At 63.5% G+C, this 13934-nt stretch carries 14 protein-coding genes; 6 read left to right on the forward strand and 8 right to left on the reverse strand.

From position 1 onward, the window contains the following. The first annotated feature begins 46 nt into the window (after positions 1-46). Positions 47-730, forward strand: coding sequence for a response regulator transcription factor (locus J1C56_RS25170; protein ID WP_067956144.1), 684 nt, complete (start codon positions 47-49; stop codon positions 728-730). Between the two features lie 129 nt (positions 731-859). Continuing rightward, positions 860-1315: a cyclic nucleotide-binding domain-containing protein gene (locus J1C56_RS25175; protein WP_184768185.1), complete on the forward strand. Its 456-nt coding sequence runs from the start codon at positions 860-862 to the stop codon at positions 1313-1315. Positions 1316-1484: 169 nt separating this feature from the next. Here the strand turns inward: J1C56_RS25175 and J1C56_RS25180 are convergent, their stop codons facing one another. From J1C56_RS25180 to J1C56_RS25190, 3 genes are all read right to left on the reverse strand, one after another. Then, entirely contained in the window at positions 1485-2291 is an 807-nt protein-coding gene (locus tag J1C56_RS25180) for an exodeoxyribonuclease III (RefSeq protein ID WP_214392750.1), read from the reverse strand. Positions 2292-2557: 266 nt separating this feature from the next. Continuing rightward, the gene (locus J1C56_RS25185; RefSeq protein WP_214392751.1) at positions 2558-3217 is read right to left on the reverse strand and encodes an outer membrane lipoprotein carrier protein LolA; all 660 of its coding nucleotides are present in this window, start codon (positions 3215-3217) and stop codon (positions 2558-2560) included. Between the two features lie 118 nt (positions 3218-3335). After that, positions 3336-5993, reverse strand: coding sequence for a DNA translocase FtsK (locus tag J1C56_RS25190; protein WP_214392752.1), 2658 nt, complete (start codon positions 5991-5993; stop codon positions 3336-3338). Between the two features lie 254 nt (positions 5994-6247). On the opposite strand from J1C56_RS25190, the gene J1C56_RS25195 reads away from it, so the two are divergent. The 3 genes from J1C56_RS25195 (at position 6248) to J1C56_RS25205 (ending at position 8049) form a co-directional block, all read left to right on the forward strand. Then, positions 6248-6499, forward strand: coding sequence for a DUF1344 domain-containing protein (locus J1C56_RS25195; RefSeq protein WP_214392753.1), 252 nt, complete (start codon positions 6248-6250; stop codon positions 6497-6499). A gap of 136 nt (positions 6500-6635) precedes the next feature. Continuing rightward, positions 6636-7055 carry a hypothetical protein gene (locus J1C56_RS25200; RefSeq protein ID WP_214392754.1) on the forward strand — a complete coding sequence of 140 codons (420 nt, stop codon included), beginning with the start codon at positions 6636-6638 and terminating at the stop codon, positions 7053-7055. Positions 7056-7155: 100 nt separating this feature from the next. Then, a complete protein-coding gene (locus tag J1C56_RS25205; RefSeq protein ID WP_214392755.1) occupies positions 7156-8049 on the forward strand; it encodes a sulfotransferase family 2 domain-containing protein in 894 nt (297 codons plus the stop codon). Positions 8050-8222: 173 nt separating this feature from the next. Here the strand turns inward: J1C56_RS25205 and J1C56_RS25210 are convergent, their stop codons facing one another. The 3 genes from J1C56_RS25210 to J1C56_RS25220 all read right to left on the reverse strand — a co-directional run bounded on the left by J1C56_RS25210 (position 8223) and on the right by J1C56_RS25220 (position 11071). After that, on the reverse strand, positions 8223-9608 hold the full coding sequence (locus J1C56_RS25210; protein ID WP_246591935.1) for an ammonium transporter: 1386 nt from the start codon (positions 9606-9608) through the stop codon (positions 8223-8225). A gap of 30 nt (positions 9609-9638) precedes the next feature. Beyond that, a complete protein-coding gene (locus J1C56_RS25215; protein ID WP_055975214.1) occupies positions 9639-9977 on the reverse strand; it encodes a P-II family nitrogen regulator in 339 nt (112 codons plus the stop codon). Positions 9978-10198: 221 nt separating this feature from the next. Next, complete coding sequence (locus J1C56_RS25220; protein WP_214392756.1) at positions 10199-11071, reverse strand: acyl-CoA thioesterase; 873 nt, start codon at positions 11069-11071, stop codon at positions 10199-10201. Between the two features lie 93 nt (positions 11072-11164). Between J1C56_RS25220 and J1C56_RS25225 the strand changes: the two genes are divergently transcribed. Continuing rightward, a complete protein-coding gene (locus J1C56_RS25225; RefSeq protein WP_214392757.1) occupies positions 11165-12427 on the forward strand; it encodes a ubiquinone biosynthesis hydroxylase in 1263 nt (420 codons plus the stop codon). 7 nt (positions 12428-12434) lie between these two features. On the opposite strand, the gene J1C56_RS25230 is transcribed toward J1C56_RS25225, so the two are convergent. After that, positions 12435-12989 carry a hypothetical protein gene (locus J1C56_RS25230; RefSeq protein WP_246591937.1) on the reverse strand — a complete coding sequence of 185 codons (555 nt, stop codon included), beginning with the start codon at positions 12987-12989 and terminating at the stop codon, positions 12435-12437. 541 nt (positions 12990-13530) lie between these two features. After that, entirely contained in the window at positions 13531-13887 is a 357-nt protein-coding gene (locus J1C56_RS25235; protein WP_214392758.1) for a YciI family protein, read from the reverse strand. Positions 13888-13934 lie beyond the last annotated feature (47 nt).

Consider the following 13934-nt stretch of genomic DNA (forward strand, 5'->3'; position numbering starts at 1 on the left):
TTGCCGCGGTCAACTGAATACTGATTTTGAAACAACGGATTGATCCATGACCTCACGCACCATCCTCATCGTCGACGATGACGACGATCTGCGCAGCACGCTGGTCGAGCAGCTCGCGCTCTACGAGGAGTTCGAAGTCCTTGAGGAAGCAACCGCGGCCAAGGGCGTCAACGCGGCACGCGCCGGCCTCATCGACCTGCTGATCATGGATGTCGGCTTGCCCGACATGGATGGGCGCGAGGCGGTGAAGATCCTGCGCAAGGGCGGCTACAAGGCGCCGATCATCATGCTCACCGGCCACGACACCGATTCGGACACGATCCTCGGTCTCGAAGCCGGCGCCAACGACTACGTCACCAAGCCGTTCCGCTTCGCAGTCCTGCTCGCCCGCATCCGCGCCCAGTTGCGGCAGCACGAGCAGAGCGAGGACGCCACCTTCTCGGTTGGGCCCTACACCTTCAAGCCGAGCCAGAAGCTTCTCATCGACGCCCGCGGCGGCAAGGTCAGGCTGACCGAAAAGGAAGCCTCGATCATCAAATACCTCTACCGCGCCGACCAGAAAGTGGTGACCCGAGACGTCCTTCTCGAGGAAGTCTGGGGCTATAATTCGGGGGTCACGACCCACACGCTGGAAACCCATGTCTACCGGCTGCGCCAGAAGATTGAGCGCGATCCTTCCAATGCGGAAATTCTTGTGACAGAAAGCGGCGGATACAAGCTGGTCCCCTGACTGGTTTGCTGAATCGGCCCGAAAATCAGCTTTGGTTTTCGGGGGGATAAGCGGAATATGTTGTTAGTTTGGAACGGGGAACCGGACTAACAACAGGGAAGGGAGCCAGTCTGAGAAGTCGGGGACATAATGGCGCTGGATGACGACATCCGCATCCTGTCCGGCGTGAGGCTGTTTGAGGGCTTCACACAAGAGCAGCTGCGTTTGCTGGCTTTCGGTGCGGAGAATGTGAACCTCCCCGCCGATCGCAAGCTCTACCGCGAGGACGACGAGGCCGATTCGGCCTATGTCGTGATATCGGGACGTATAGCGCTTTATCGCGAGGTTGACGGCGTGCGCGCCGAAGTCGGCACCGCCGGCCCCGGCTCGATGCTTGGCGAACTCGCCCTCATCGCCGACACCAGGCGCCTGACCAGTGCGGCTGCGGCCATCGATTCGGAAATCATCCGGCTCAACCGCAAAATGTTCCATCGCATCCTCGAGGAATACCCCGAGGCCGCGGCCCGGCTGCACCAGCACATCCTCGAAGACCTCCAGGACATGCTCGCCCGCATCGAAAGCCTGGCGCCGAGATTCGGGAAGTAGCTGCTGCCCGACCTGTCGATTCAATCCGGGCAGCTAGGCGCGGCCTGATTCAGGTCAGGCCGAGCCGAAAATGGTGGATTTCGAGAACCGGAGCGGAGCGGACATTCAGGTCCGTGAGCACCGGAAGCGCAGAAAGCCGCCATTTGCAGGGCGGCCTCACCTGAATCATTCAGTCCAGGTCGAAGCGCGCAATGACCGGCACGTGGTCCGACGGCCGCTCCCAGCCGCGCGCGGCGCTCAGGATGTCGATGCCGGTGAGCCGTGGCGCGAGATTCGCCGACGACCAGACATGGTCGAGCCGGCGGCCGCGGTTGGAGATCTCCCAGTCCTTCGCCCGGTAGCTCCACCAAGTGTAGATCTTCTGGTCGTCGGGCACGTTGAGCCGCATCAGGTCGACCCATTCGCCGGCCTTGCGCATCGCCTCGAAATTCTCGGTCTCCACCGGCGTATGACTGACGACGTTGAGCAGTTGCTTGTGCGACCACACGTCGTGCTCCAGCGGCGCGATGTTGAGATCGCCGACCAGCACCGAGGCCGAGTTCTCGTCATGGTCGGCGCGGATCGCGTTCATTTCCGAAACGAAGCCGAGCTTGTGGCGGAACTTCGGGTTGATCTCGACATCGGGTTCGTCGCCGCCGGCCGGAACGTAAAAATTGTGCAGCACGACCTTCTTGCCGCCGGCATCGAAGCGCACCGACAAATGCCGGCTGTCGTCGATCTCGCAAAAGCGGCGCTTCTCCACGATCTCCAGCGGCCGCCGCGCCACCGTTGCGACGCCATGATAGCCCTTCTGGCCATGGATCGCGATGTGCTCGTAGCCAATCTTGCGGAACGCCGCCGACGGGAACTGGTCGTCCGGACACTTGGTTTCCTGCAGGCACAGGACATCGGGCGCATATTCGGTGAGCAGCCGCTCGACCAGCGGCATGCGCAGGCGCACGGAGTTGATGTTCCAGGTGGCGATGGAAAAGGACATGGCGGGTTCCAGCACGAAGTTCGCGGCGGAACCTGCCAGCCAAGACCTGCGATGACAAGGCGCGATGCCCGAAGCAGCGCCATGCGCGCCGCTGTCCACAACTAAGCCTTGCAGGCTCAACGCAAGAGGCTGCCCGATAACTCGCCCTGCCGAGTCATATGGCGTGGTTTTCGAGAACCGGAGCGGAGCGTACTAAAGTACGTGAGCACCGGAAGCGGAGAGAACCGCGACAGATGGCCGGCAGGGTAGAGCTGGCAGGCGGCCTCTTAGTCGCTCTTCTTTTGCGCGTTCAGCTCGCGGTTGAGCTTGTAGTCGATCTTGAACGTATCGCCGGGGAAGGAGCCGCCCTGCTTGACGTTGAACACCATCACGGTGGTGTCCTTGCCCTGCGCGTCGGTGATCGTCCACTGGCGCAGTTCATAGGTCTTGGGGTCGAACATCATGGTGATGGTCGAGTTGCCGAACACCTGCTTGTCGGACAGCTTGATCGTCGTCAGGTCGTCCTCTTCGGTGACGCTCCTGACCTTGTTGCCGCTGAGGTCGATCCGCTCGTCCAGCAACAGCTTCAGCGGCGTCTTCGACAGCGGATAGAGATCGGAGGTACGCATCTTGGAATTGAGGATGACCACCGACTGGCCGTCGGAGATGACCTTGAAGTTCGACGGCGCCTCGTAGTTGAAGCGGATCTTGCCCGGGCGCTGCAGGAAGAACTTGCCGCCGGTCTGCTCGCCGCGCGGGCCGAACTGCACGAACTCGCCCGACATCGAGCGCACGCTCGAGAAATGGTCGGCGATGCGCTGGGCGGCATCGGAGCCTTGTGCCTGGGCCGGGCCGTTGAAGGCGATCAGCGGCGTCGCGCTCAGCGCGATCGCGGCCACGAAGCCGAGCAGGCGTCGGCGGGTCGGGGTGCGGATGTCGTCGTTCATGCCGGTTACTCTCTCATTCCAGTTCGACGGTTGTATCGGCACTTAGTAGGGCTGAAGTTTGACATGGTTCACGCCACGCGTCCCTGAACGCGAAAACGTGATCGCCGGTTCCCCTATCCTACATCTTGTCGTCTTCTGTCGGCACCAGAATTTCACGCTTGCCGGCATGGTTGGCAGCACCCACGATGCCTTCCTTCTCCATCCGCTCGATGATCGAGGCAGCACGGTTGTAGCCGATGCCGAGCCGGCGCTGGATGTAGCTGGTCGACGCCTTGCCGTCGCGCAGCACCACGGCCACCGCCTGGTCATAGGGATCGTCCGAATCCTCGAAGTTCCCGCCGCCACCATTGCCACCGCCGCCCTTGCCCGACGGCTCGTCCTCGTCCTCGCCGTCGTCCTCGGTGATGGCGTCGAGATATTCCGGCACGCCCTGCAGTTTGAGGTGGGCGACGACCTTTTCGACCTCCTCGTCGGCGACGAACGGCCCGTGGACGCGCTGGATACGGCCGCCGCCGGCCATGTAGAGCATGTCGCCCATGCCGAGCAGCTGCTCCGCGCCCTGCTCGCCCAGAATGGTGCGGCTGTCGATCTTCGACGTTACCTGGAACGAGATACGGGTCGGGAAGTTGGCCTTGATCGTGCCGGTGATGACGTCGACCGAGGGACGCTGCGTCGCCATGATGACGTGGATGCCGGCGGCGCGGGCCATCTGCGCCAGGCGCTGGACGGCGCCTTCGATGTCCTTGCCGGCGACCATCATCAGGTCGGCCATCTCGTCGATGATGACGACGATATAGGGCAGCGGCGCCAGGTCGAGATTTTCGGTCTCGTAGATCGCCTCGCCGGTCTGGCGGTCGAAGCCGGTCTGCACCGTGCGCGAGATCTGCTCGCCCTTCTTCTCCGCCTGGCTGACACGCGCGTTGAAGCCGTCGATGTTGCGCACGCCGACCTTGGACATCTTGCGGTAGCGGTCTTCCATCTCCCGCACCGTCCATTTCAGCGCCACCACCGCCTTCTTCGGGTCGGTGACGACAGGCGTCAGCAGGTGCGGAATGCCGTCATAGACCGACAATTCCAGCATCTTCGGATCGATCATGATCAGGCGGCATTCCTGCGGCGTCATGCGGTAGAGCAGCGACAGGATCATGGTGTTGATCGCCACCGACTTGCCCGAGCCGGTGGTACCGGCAACGAGCACGTGCGGCATCTTGGCGATGTCGACGATGACGGCCTCGCCATTGATAGTCTTGCCGAGCGCCAGCGCAAGCTTGGCCTTGGTCGTCTCGAAATCGCGGCTCGCCAAGATCTCGCGGAGATAGACGGTTTCGCGCTTGGCGTTGGGCAGCTCGATGCCGATGGCGTTGCGCCCCGGAACGACGGCGACGCGGGCGGCGATCGCGCTCATCGAGCGCGCGATGTCGTCGGCAAGGCCGATGACACGCGACGACTTGATGCCGGGCGCCGGCTCGAGCTCGTACAGCGTGACGACCGGACCGGGCCGGACATGGATGATCTCGCCCTTGACGCCGAAATCCTCGAGCACGCCTTCGAGCAGGCGCGCGTTCTGTTCCAGCGCATCCTTGGACAGCGATGCGTCGCGCACCACGTTCTTGGGCTCGGCCAGGAAATGCAGCGACGGCATCTCGAAGGTCTCGGCGCCGATCAGCGTGGTCTGCGCCTCGCGCTGGACGCGGGCACCTGGAGCGGGCCGAGGTGCGGGGGCTTCGACACGGGCGACGGGTGCGCCATTGGCCGGCGAACGGAAATTCTGCACCTGGGCATTGGCGCCGTGGCGCGGTTCCGCCGGCATGTCCATGTCGTCGTCGCCAAAGACATCCTGGTCGTCCGGGTCGATCGAGACGGCGCGCTCCTGCGACACCATCTGGGCGAAGAATTCGGGCTCGACCCGGGCGCGGCCGCCTGTTGTAACGCGCTGTTCGGCGCGTTCGGCCGATTCAACGCGCTCGGCCGCCTGCCGCCAGGCGCTTTCGCGCTTGACCGGCGGCGCGTCGTAGCCTTCCAGCTCGCGGCGCTTGGCGGCGCGGCGGCGCATATAGGCCTTGGCCGACAGCCACCAATGGGTGATGGCGCCAAGCGCCAGCACACCCTCGTTTTCGTCCTCGTCCTCGTCGTCGAAGCTGGCGAAATCCTGCTCGCGCATATCCGGCTTGGGCTTGGGATTGACCACCGCAAAGCCATTCTCGCGGTTGAGCAGGCCTGCGCCGAAGGCAAACAGCCAGATCGCCGGCGCGATCAGCAGCACGCCGATGACGGTGGCGATCAGCCCGGTCGGATAACCGCCGATGAACAGTCCCGGCACCTTGAGCACCATGTCGCCAAACACGCCGCCAAGGCCGGTCGGCAGCGGCCAGGTGGGGGGCGCGCCGACACAGCCGGCAATCGCCGCGCCAAGAAGCGCCGAGCCGAACCAGACAAGGCCGCGCTTGGGCATGCGGTCGACGCCGCGCGCGGTGACGAACAGCACGCCCCAGATCACCGCTGGCATCAGGGCCGCGACCGAAGCCAGCCCGAAGAACTGCATCGCGAGATCGGCAAACACTGCGCCGGGATAACCCATGGCGTTGGTGACCGGATTGTCGGTGGCGTGGCTGAAGCTTGGATCGGCGACGTTCCAGGTGCCGAGCGCCGCGAGCCCGAAGGCAACGAAGGCAAACAGGCCCAGACCCGCCGCGCGGCCTGCCTGCCGTCGCGCGAATGCCTGAATGCCGTGCCCCGTCTCGGTCAGCGCGAGCGGTGAGGAAACCCCAGAACGCATGCCTCGTCCCCGTCCATTGATGCCGTGGCCCACATGCGAACGCATCGCGGGCAGATTCGGCTGTCAGACTATCGGGGCGAAGGTTAAGGCGGCATTAAGGTTAAGCCATTGTTCACATGGCAGGCATGCGACCGCTTCGTCGAGCCTCGGGGAGGCCTCGCCGCCCCTCGTCCCGGCAGCAGCATTTTTGATGCAACCATCCCACCACTCTGACGTTTGGTTTGCCGGAAGGGACTCAAACCAGGAGAAACAGAATGAGAAAGCTCATTTTGGCTTTGGGAACCGCCGCACTGATGGCAGGCGCAGCCTGGGCTGCTTCGGCCGATGGCGTGATCAAGGAGTTCAACAAGGACACCCGGGTCATCACGCTGGAAGACGGCAAGACCTACACCGTTCCCGCTGATGTCGCGCTGCCGGCCGATCTGGCCGCAGGCATGAAGGTATCGATCACGGTTGCCGACGATGATGCCACCAAGGTCACTGCGGTGATGACATCGGCGATGTAACCGGCCATCTGCCCGGCATGAAAAAGGACCCCGCCCACACAGGGCGGGGTTTTTCCGTTCCGGGGCCAAAACAGGCTTGCCGCAGAGGCCGCGGCGCCATAGTTTTCAATATTAGACAAATCTAATGGAGGCAGCGATGAAGCACCATAGCATCGAGCAACTGCAAGCCTTCGCCGACGTCCAGCCGCTCAGCCCATACCTGCCGATGACGCGCACCGAGCGTCTCGAGCGCTGGGCACGGCTGCTTGAGGACCAGCCGGACCGGCGCCTGGGCACGCTTTCCGGCACCGAGTATGCCCCGCGCGCCGAACGGCTTGCCATGCGCGTACCGGGCTCACCCATCACTGTGGCATTCGAGGATCCCGCCTTCCGGGCAGCGGGCCTCGGCGACGACAGCTACGGCGAGGCCAAGCGCTTCTTCGACCTGTCCGACCGGCAGTTGCACAACATCGTCTGCTACTGCCATTTCGGCGATGCGGTCAGGGGCGCAAGTGCCGCCCGCCGTGTCCGCTCGGCGATCGGCTTGTGGCCACGCATCCGGGCATTCTTTGCCTGAAGGCGCAACGCTGTCGACCTGAACACCCCCTGCGTGGGCCCGGCTCGCCCGGGCCCCGATGCGGGTCGACGTCAAACGATAGACACATTAGAAACATTGAATGTTCGAATCGCTCTCCCGGCATCGTCCTGCCGGTACGGCAACGTCGCAATTCTTCTTCGCATCAAGCCACAGCGCCAGGAGCCAGATGCCGACAGGACTGAGATTTTTCAACGCCACCTATTATCCCGTGCCCAAGAGCGGCAGCAGCAGCGTCAAATACCTGCTCATGCAGGTCGCCGGCCAGCATGAAGCGCTCGACAATCCCGACGACGACGTCCACCACCACCTCGGCACCACACTGGTCGATCCGTTTCGGCCGCTGCACAACGCCGATGCCAAGCCGTTCACCATCGTCAGGGATCCGGTCGAGCGGCTCCTGTCGGCCTATTTCGACCGCGTCGTCAAAGCCGGGCTTCTGAGCGGCGACGAAGCTGACGCCGGCATGGCGCGCCGGCTCGGCCTTTCGCTCGAGCCCGATCTTGAGACCTTCATCCTGAACGTCGAGCACTACTGCCGCATCTCAGCCGATGTCCGCTTCCACATCGCTTCGCCGCGCTATTTCCTCGGCAGCAACCTGTTCTTGTTCGACAGAGTGTTCAAGCTGGAGAAGGTCGACCAGGTCGCCGCCTATATCAGCGAGATCGTCGGGCAGGCCGTCGAGATGCCGCATATCCACGTCTCGGGAGGCCGGACCAAACCGTCCGAACTGTCCTCGGCTGCACTCGCCAAGGCGCTGCGCTTCTGCCGCTACGATTACGCCTTCCTCGTCGATCTCTACGATCCCAGTCGTTGGGGCACCATTCCGCGCGGCACGCGCCGCGATCCATCGACCCTCAGCGTCTACCGCGATCCGGCGAGATACGAGGGCCACAGCTATCCCCGCACGCCGCGCAACCTGCGCAACTTCTTGACCAAGCGCCCGCTCGATCCGGCATTGCCGAAGGCCGACTAGAAACATTTCCGGATAAAAAGGAGGCCCGGATTGCTCCGGGCCTCAAAGCGCAGCTGCCTTTCGAGCGGCCACGACGGGATTTGGGAGGATGGTACGCGGCCGGTGATCTGGCCGCGCGGCGCCGGAGCATGTCCCCCGGGGAGTGGGGAAGAGGGGTCACGCTCCAACAGGCATCACGAGTGGTAGGCCACTTCGCCGTGCGAGGTCAGGTCGAGACCCTGGCGTTCGGCTTCGACTGTCGGGCGCAGGCCGACGATGAGATCCACCAGCTTGTAGAGCACCAGCGAGCCGATGCCGCACCAGATGACCGTCACCGACACGGCGAGAAACTGCGTCCACACCTGGGCGCCGACCGACATGTCACCGTAGCCGATGCCACCGAGGCTCTCGGCATTGAAGACGCCGGTGAGGATGGCGCCGATAATGCCGCCGACGCCGTGGATACCGAACACGTCGAGCGAGTCGTCGTAACCAAGCTTGATCTTCACCACCGCCACGAAGAAGTAGCAGATCACCGAAGCGATCGCGCCGAGCGCAATCGCGCCAACAGGACCGACGAAGCCGGCTGCCGGCGTCACGGCAACGAGGCCGGCAACCATGCCCGAGGCAGCACCCAGCATCGAGGCCTTGCCGCGGGCAACCACTTCGATGATCACCCAGGCGAGGATCGCGCCTGCGGTCGCGGTGAAGGTGTTGATCATGGCAAGCGCTGCACCGCCATTGGCTTCAAGATTGGAGCCGGCGTTGAAGCCGAACCAGCCGACCCACAGGATCGAGGCGCCGACCATTGTCAGCGTCATCGAGTGCGGCGCCATGTTGTCCTTGCCGTAGCCGGTGCGCTTGCCGATCACCAGCGCGCCAACCAAGGCTGCGATGCCCGCATTGATGTGCACGACGGTGCCGCCGGCGAAGTCGAGCGCGCCCCAGCCATAGATCAGGCCGTCTGAATCCCAGACCATGTGGGCGATCGGGAAGTAGACGAAAGTCACCCACAGCGCGACAAACAGCAGCACCGCCGAAAACTTGATGCGTTCGGCGAAAGCGCCGACGATCAGCGCCGGCGTGATGCAGGCAAAGGTCATCTGGAAGACGATGAAGACATATTCGGGAATGACCACGCCCTTGGTGAAGGTCGCTGACATGCTTTCAGGCGTCACGCCAGCAAGGAATGCCTTGCCGAGGCCGCCCCAATACGGGCTTGGCGCGTCGCCGAAGGCCATCGAGTAGCCCCAGAACGTCCAGATCACGATCACCAGCGCGACGATCATCGTGCACTGCATCAGCACCGACAGCATGTTCTTGGCACGCACCAGGCCGCCATAAAACAGCGCCAGGCCCGGCAGGGCCATGAACAGCACCAGAAGCGACGAGGTCAGCATCCAGGCGACGTCGCCCTTCTCCATGACGTCAGCCGGCGCGGGCGCCGCCGCTGCTGCGGCATCGACCGCAGCGGGTGCGGTTTCCTGGGCGAAGGCCGCGACCGTTCCCAGGGCGGCGAGCGCGAGCGTGCCGACAAGGGCCGAGCGCGCCGCCGTCTTCAATGAGGTTGGAATTTGCATTGAGGTCTCCATGAGAATTGGTTGGCCTGCTCAGAGCGCGTCGGTGTCGGTTTCGCCGGTACGGATGCGCACGGCCTGGTCGATGCCGAAGACGAAGATCTTGCCGTCGCCGATCTGGCCGGTCTTGGCAGCCCCGGTGATCGCCTCGACCGCCTTGTCGACGAGGTCGGTGGAAACGGCGACTTCGATCTTGATCTTGGGCAGGAAACTCACGGCATATTCGGCGCCGCGGTAAATCTCGGTATGCCCCTTCTGCCGCCCGTAGCCTTTGACTTCGGTGACGGTCAGGCCCTGGATGCCGACATTGGTGAGCGCTTCGCGCACCTCGTCGAGCTTGAACGGCTTGATGATAGCCATCACGATTTTCATCAGGTTTCACCCCTTGCTGTTGCGGGTCCCCCGCGTTGCAGACGTCGCCAGCGGACCCGAAGACCACCGGTGAGTGATCCAGGCCATTCAAGCTCCGTGCCAGTTTGCACAGAGGCGATCTAAGTAACTGAAAATGAAAGGAAAAGCCTCGGAGGCAAGCAGCATTCTTCGCAGGCGCAGCAAAGCATCTGCTTACATAATGTGCAAAATATCCAGAATGCCTATTTCGTAGGCTTCGTGCGTAGGCGGATCAGGCCTTCCTGTGCCACCGAAGCGATCAGCGTGCCGTCCTGGGCATAGAGCGCGCCGCGGGTGAAGCCGCGCGAACCCGATGTCGACGGGCTGTCCTGGGTGTAGAGCAGCCAGCCGTCGAGATCATGCTCGCGGTGGAACCACATCGCGTGGTCGATGCTCGCCGCCTGGATGTCGGGATCGAAGATGCCGCGGCCATGGGCAAAGGTTGCCGTATCAAGCAGCGTCATGTCGGAAAGATAGGCAAGCACGGCGGAGCGCAGTGCCCGGTCGTTCGGCACCGGGCCGGTCAGGCGGATCCACACCTTCTGCAGCGGCGCCAGCTTGTCGCGGCTCGAATAATGCTCGGCATAGACAGGCCTGAGCTCCAGCGGCCGCTCCTTGGCCCAGAACAGCCGGATCTGCTCGGGAACATGGGTGGCTTCGGCCAAAAGCTCGCGCTGCGACTTCAGCTCTTCCGGCGGCGGCACGTCGAGCGGCATCGGCATCTGGTATTCGAGCCCGACCTCGTCGACCTGGAAAGACGCTTCGAGCGAGAAGATCGCATGGCCGTGCTGGATCGCCACCACGCGCCGCGTGGTGAAGCTGCCGCCATCGCGGATGCGGTCGACCTCGTAGACGATCGGCACGGTGATGTCTCCCGGCCGCATGAAGTAGCCATGCAGCGAATGCACGTGCCGCTCCGGCTCGACGGTGCGCTGTGCCGCCACAAGCGCCTGGGCGATGGTCTGGCCGCCGAAGACACGTTGCCAGGCAACCTGCGGGCTGCGACCACGATACAGGTTGTGTTCCAGCTTCTCGAGATTGAGAATGCTGAGAAGCTCTTGTATTCCGGCCGGCATGCTTTCCCCTCTTCGGGACGAAGTATACCCCGGTTTCCAGCAGGAAGCCCCCGTCGAGTCAAGGCGGGAAGCCTAGCCGTAAAGGACGCCGCCATGGTCACGCGCGAATCTGACGACAATAAATCGACGCCGCTCGACGTGCTGGTCGCCGGCGCCGGCTATGTCGGCCTCGCCACCGCCGTGTCGATCAAGCAGGCGCGGCCCAATCTGCACATCGCCATCGTCGACGCAGCGCCCGCCGAAGTCTGGCGCAAGGATGGCCGCGCCTCGGCAATTGCCGCCGCTGCCTGCCGCATGCTCGACCAGCTCGGCTGCTGGGCAGAGATCGCGCCCGAGGCGCAGGCGATCAACGACATGGTCATCACCGATTCGAAGAGCGCCGACCCTGTCCGCCCGGTGTTCCTGACCTTCGATGGCGAACTCGACGCGGGCGAACCCTTCGCCCATATGGTCGAAAACAAGCTGCTCAACGGCGCCTTGCGCCGCCGTGCCGCCGAACTCGGCATCGACATCATCGAAGGCGTCGCCGTCCAGGCCTTCGAAGCCGGCGTCGCCGGCGCCAAGGTCCACCTCGCCGACGGCATCAGCATTGACACGCGCCTCCTGATCGCCGCCGACGGCGTCAACTCGAAACTGCGCGACATGGCCGGCATCAAGACAGTGCGCTGGGAATACGGCCAGTCCGGCATCGTCTGCACCGTGGTGCACGAGCGCCCGCATGAGGGCCGCGCCGAGGAGCACTTCCTGCCCGCCGGCCCCTTCGCCACCTTGCCGCTCAAGCCGACGAAGGATGGCGTCAACCGCTCGTCCATCGTCTGGACCGAACGCACCGAGGACGCCAACAAGCTGGTGGCGGGCGACCCGTTCGTCTTCGAGATCGAGCTCGAACAGCGCTTCGGCCTCAAGCTCGGCGAGATCCGCGTCGAGGGCAAGCCGCGCGCGTGGCCGCTCGGCCTGACGCTCGCCCGCGCCTTCGTCGCCCCGCGCTTCGCGCTTGCCGGCGACGCTGCCCACGGCATCCACCCGATCGCCGGGCAAGGCCTCAACCTCGGCTTCAAGGATGCGGCAGCCCTTGCCGAAACCATCGTCGAGGCCGATCGGCTCGGCCAGGACATCGGCGCGATGGATGTGCTCGAACGCTACGAGAGCTGGCGCCGCTTCGACACGGTGCGCATGGGCATCACCACCGATGTGCTCAACCGGCTGTTCTCCAACGACATCGCCCCCGTCCGCGCCATCCGCGACATCGGCCTCGGCCTCGTCGACCGCGTGCCCCGGCTCAAGGATTATTTCATCCGCCAGGCCTCCGGCCTGACAGGCGAAACCCCGCGCCTGCTCAAGGGCGAGGCGATATAGCCGAAGGTCAGTTGACCTGGAAGCCGAGCTTCTGGCGCAGGCGCTGCAGTCGCTGATCGTACAACGGCGGCAAGTCGCCTCCCGCCCTGACCACATCGCTTGTCATTTCCAGGAAATGATGGCGTTCGTTTTCGTCGAGGCGATCGCGGAGGAACGGCGTCAGCTTGTCGATCACGACATTTGCATCATCGATCTGGGATGCGGCCCATTTTCCGTAGATGACCGCTTCATCCGCCTTCTTCGCGTCGGCAATGCCCGAGATGGCGGCCCGGATGGCGTTTTCCCGGAGCGGCGTCATCGGCACACCTTCCGCGGCAACGGCGGAGATCAGCGTTGCGGCTGCAACGACGGGATCATCGATGGCAGCCAAAGGCGAGAGTTCAGCCTGCTTGCGCAATTGCTTGCGCCGAAACGATCCGCGCACACGCCCAACCGCATCTGCGACTTCACTTGCAACTTCGCTCAAGTAACGAACCCGGTACCACCAGAACGCGGCACCGCCCAGAAGACCGAGCACAATAACCAGAATATGCATTTCCGCCCCCATCGACATTTCAAGCATATGCAAAACTGATATCGACCTCAACACGCCGCAGTTGTTAACATCCGGCTTCGTCGTTCCTCCTGATCGCCCAAATGAGCTAAAGCTAAACAAACTGAACGACGTGCGTTGTCCGCAATATTCGAGCCGCGAATGACCGGCGGACGCACCTGCTCAAGGGCAACGCGATATAGCCACGGCTTCATTCCGCCTCTGCCAGTCGCGATAGCAGAGATTGGCAGAAGCATCCCAACAGTCCGTCATTCCTCGTGAGCGAGCAAAGCGAGCGGAAGAGTGTCGGGAACCCATGCCGTAACGCCGGTGAAGCCAGAACCGGTCAAGAACTCGCCCACTCACCCCGCTATTGCGCAGCTGGTCTGTCGTGCGTCCTTCGACGGGCTCAGGATGAGGACAGTTGGCGCTATTGCTGCCTCGCCGAATCGTGTCGGCTGGCAGCGCTGAGGGTCCTCATCCTGAGCTTGTCGAAGGACGCACGACCGGGCAGCCTCGCCTAAAGGTAAGGGCATCGGGTCGCCTCCGGAGCCAACGCCGGCCAGACGCCCTACGCCCCGGGAATATCGTAGATCGCCCGCACCTCGACCTTGCCCATCGCGGCAAGCGGTATGTGCGACGCGATCTCCAGCGCCTCTTCCTCGCCCGCCGCCTCGATCATGACGAAGCCGATCAGCTGTTCCTTGGTCTCTGCGAACGGTCCGTCGGTAACAAGCCTCTTGCCGTTGCGCCGCATCACCGTCCTTGCCGTTTTCACCGACTGCAGCGCCTCGGCCGCGATCAGCTTGCCCTTGGCTTCCAGCTGCTGGTCATAGGCCAGCGAGTCGGTATCGAGTTTCTCCTTCTGCTCGGGCGACAGCGTTCCGAACAGGCCTTCTTCGAGATAGACCAGGCAGACATATTTCACCGATGCTCTCCTTTGGTTGACCCGTGCACGCCACAAGGACGCCGGCG

It is taken from the genome of Aminobacter anthyllidis (genome assembly GCF_018555685.1).
GTDB lineage: Bacteria > Pseudomonadota > Alphaproteobacteria > Rhizobiales > Rhizobiaceae > Aminobacter > Aminobacter anthyllidis.

What these genes read in the sequence shown, in the direction of transcription:
- J1C56_RS25175 (WP_184768185.1), top strand. Translation starts at nt 860, where the DNA reads ATGGCGCTGGATGACGACATCCGCATCCTGTCCGGCGTGAGGCTGTTT.
- J1C56_RS25170 (WP_067956144.1), top strand. Translation starts at nt 47, where the DNA reads ATGACCTCACGCACCATCCTCATCGTCGACGATGACGACGATCTGCGC.
- J1C56_RS25215 (WP_055975214.1), bottom strand. Translation starts at nt 9,977, where the DNA reads ATGAAAATCGTGATGGCTATCATCAAGCCGTTCAAGCTCGACGAGGTG.
- J1C56_RS25200 (WP_214392754.1), top strand. Translation starts at nt 6,636, where the DNA reads ATGAAGCACCATAGCATCGAGCAACTGCAAGCCTTCGCCGACGTCCAG.
- J1C56_RS25195 (WP_214392753.1), top strand. Translation starts at nt 6,248, where the DNA reads ATGAGAAAGCTCATTTTGGCTTTGGGAACCGCCGCACTGATGGCAGGC.
- J1C56_RS25205 (WP_214392755.1), top strand. Translation starts at nt 7,156, where the DNA reads ATGTTCGAATCGCTCTCCCGGCATCGTCCTGCCGGTACGGCAACGTCG.
- J1C56_RS25220 (WP_214392756.1), bottom strand. Translation starts at nt 11,071, where the DNA reads ATGCCGGCCGGAATACAAGAGCTTCTCAGCATTCTCAATCTCGAGAAG.
- J1C56_RS25180 (WP_214392750.1), bottom strand. Translation starts at nt 2,291, where the DNA reads ATGTCCTTTTCCATCGCCACCTGGAACATCAACTCCGTGCGCCTGCGC.
- J1C56_RS25225 (WP_214392757.1), top strand. Translation starts at nt 11,165, where the DNA reads ATGGTCACGCGCGAATCTGACGACAATAAATCGACGCCGCTCGACGTG.
- J1C56_RS25190 (WP_214392752.1), bottom strand. Translation starts at nt 5,993, where the DNA reads ATGCGTTCTGGGGTTTCCTCACCGCTCGCGCTGACCGAGACGGGGCAC.
- J1C56_RS25230 (WP_246591937.1), bottom strand. Translation starts at nt 12,989, where the DNA reads ATGCTTGAAATGTCGATGGGGGCGGAAATGCATATTCTGGTTATTGTG.
- J1C56_RS25185 (WP_214392751.1), bottom strand. Translation starts at nt 3,217, where the DNA reads ATGAACGACGACATCCGCACCCCGACCCGCCGACGCCTGCTCGGCTTC.
- J1C56_RS25210 (WP_246591935.1), bottom strand. Translation starts at nt 9,608, where the DNA reads ATGCAAATTCCAACCTCATTGAAGACGGCGGCGCGCTCGGCCCTTGTC.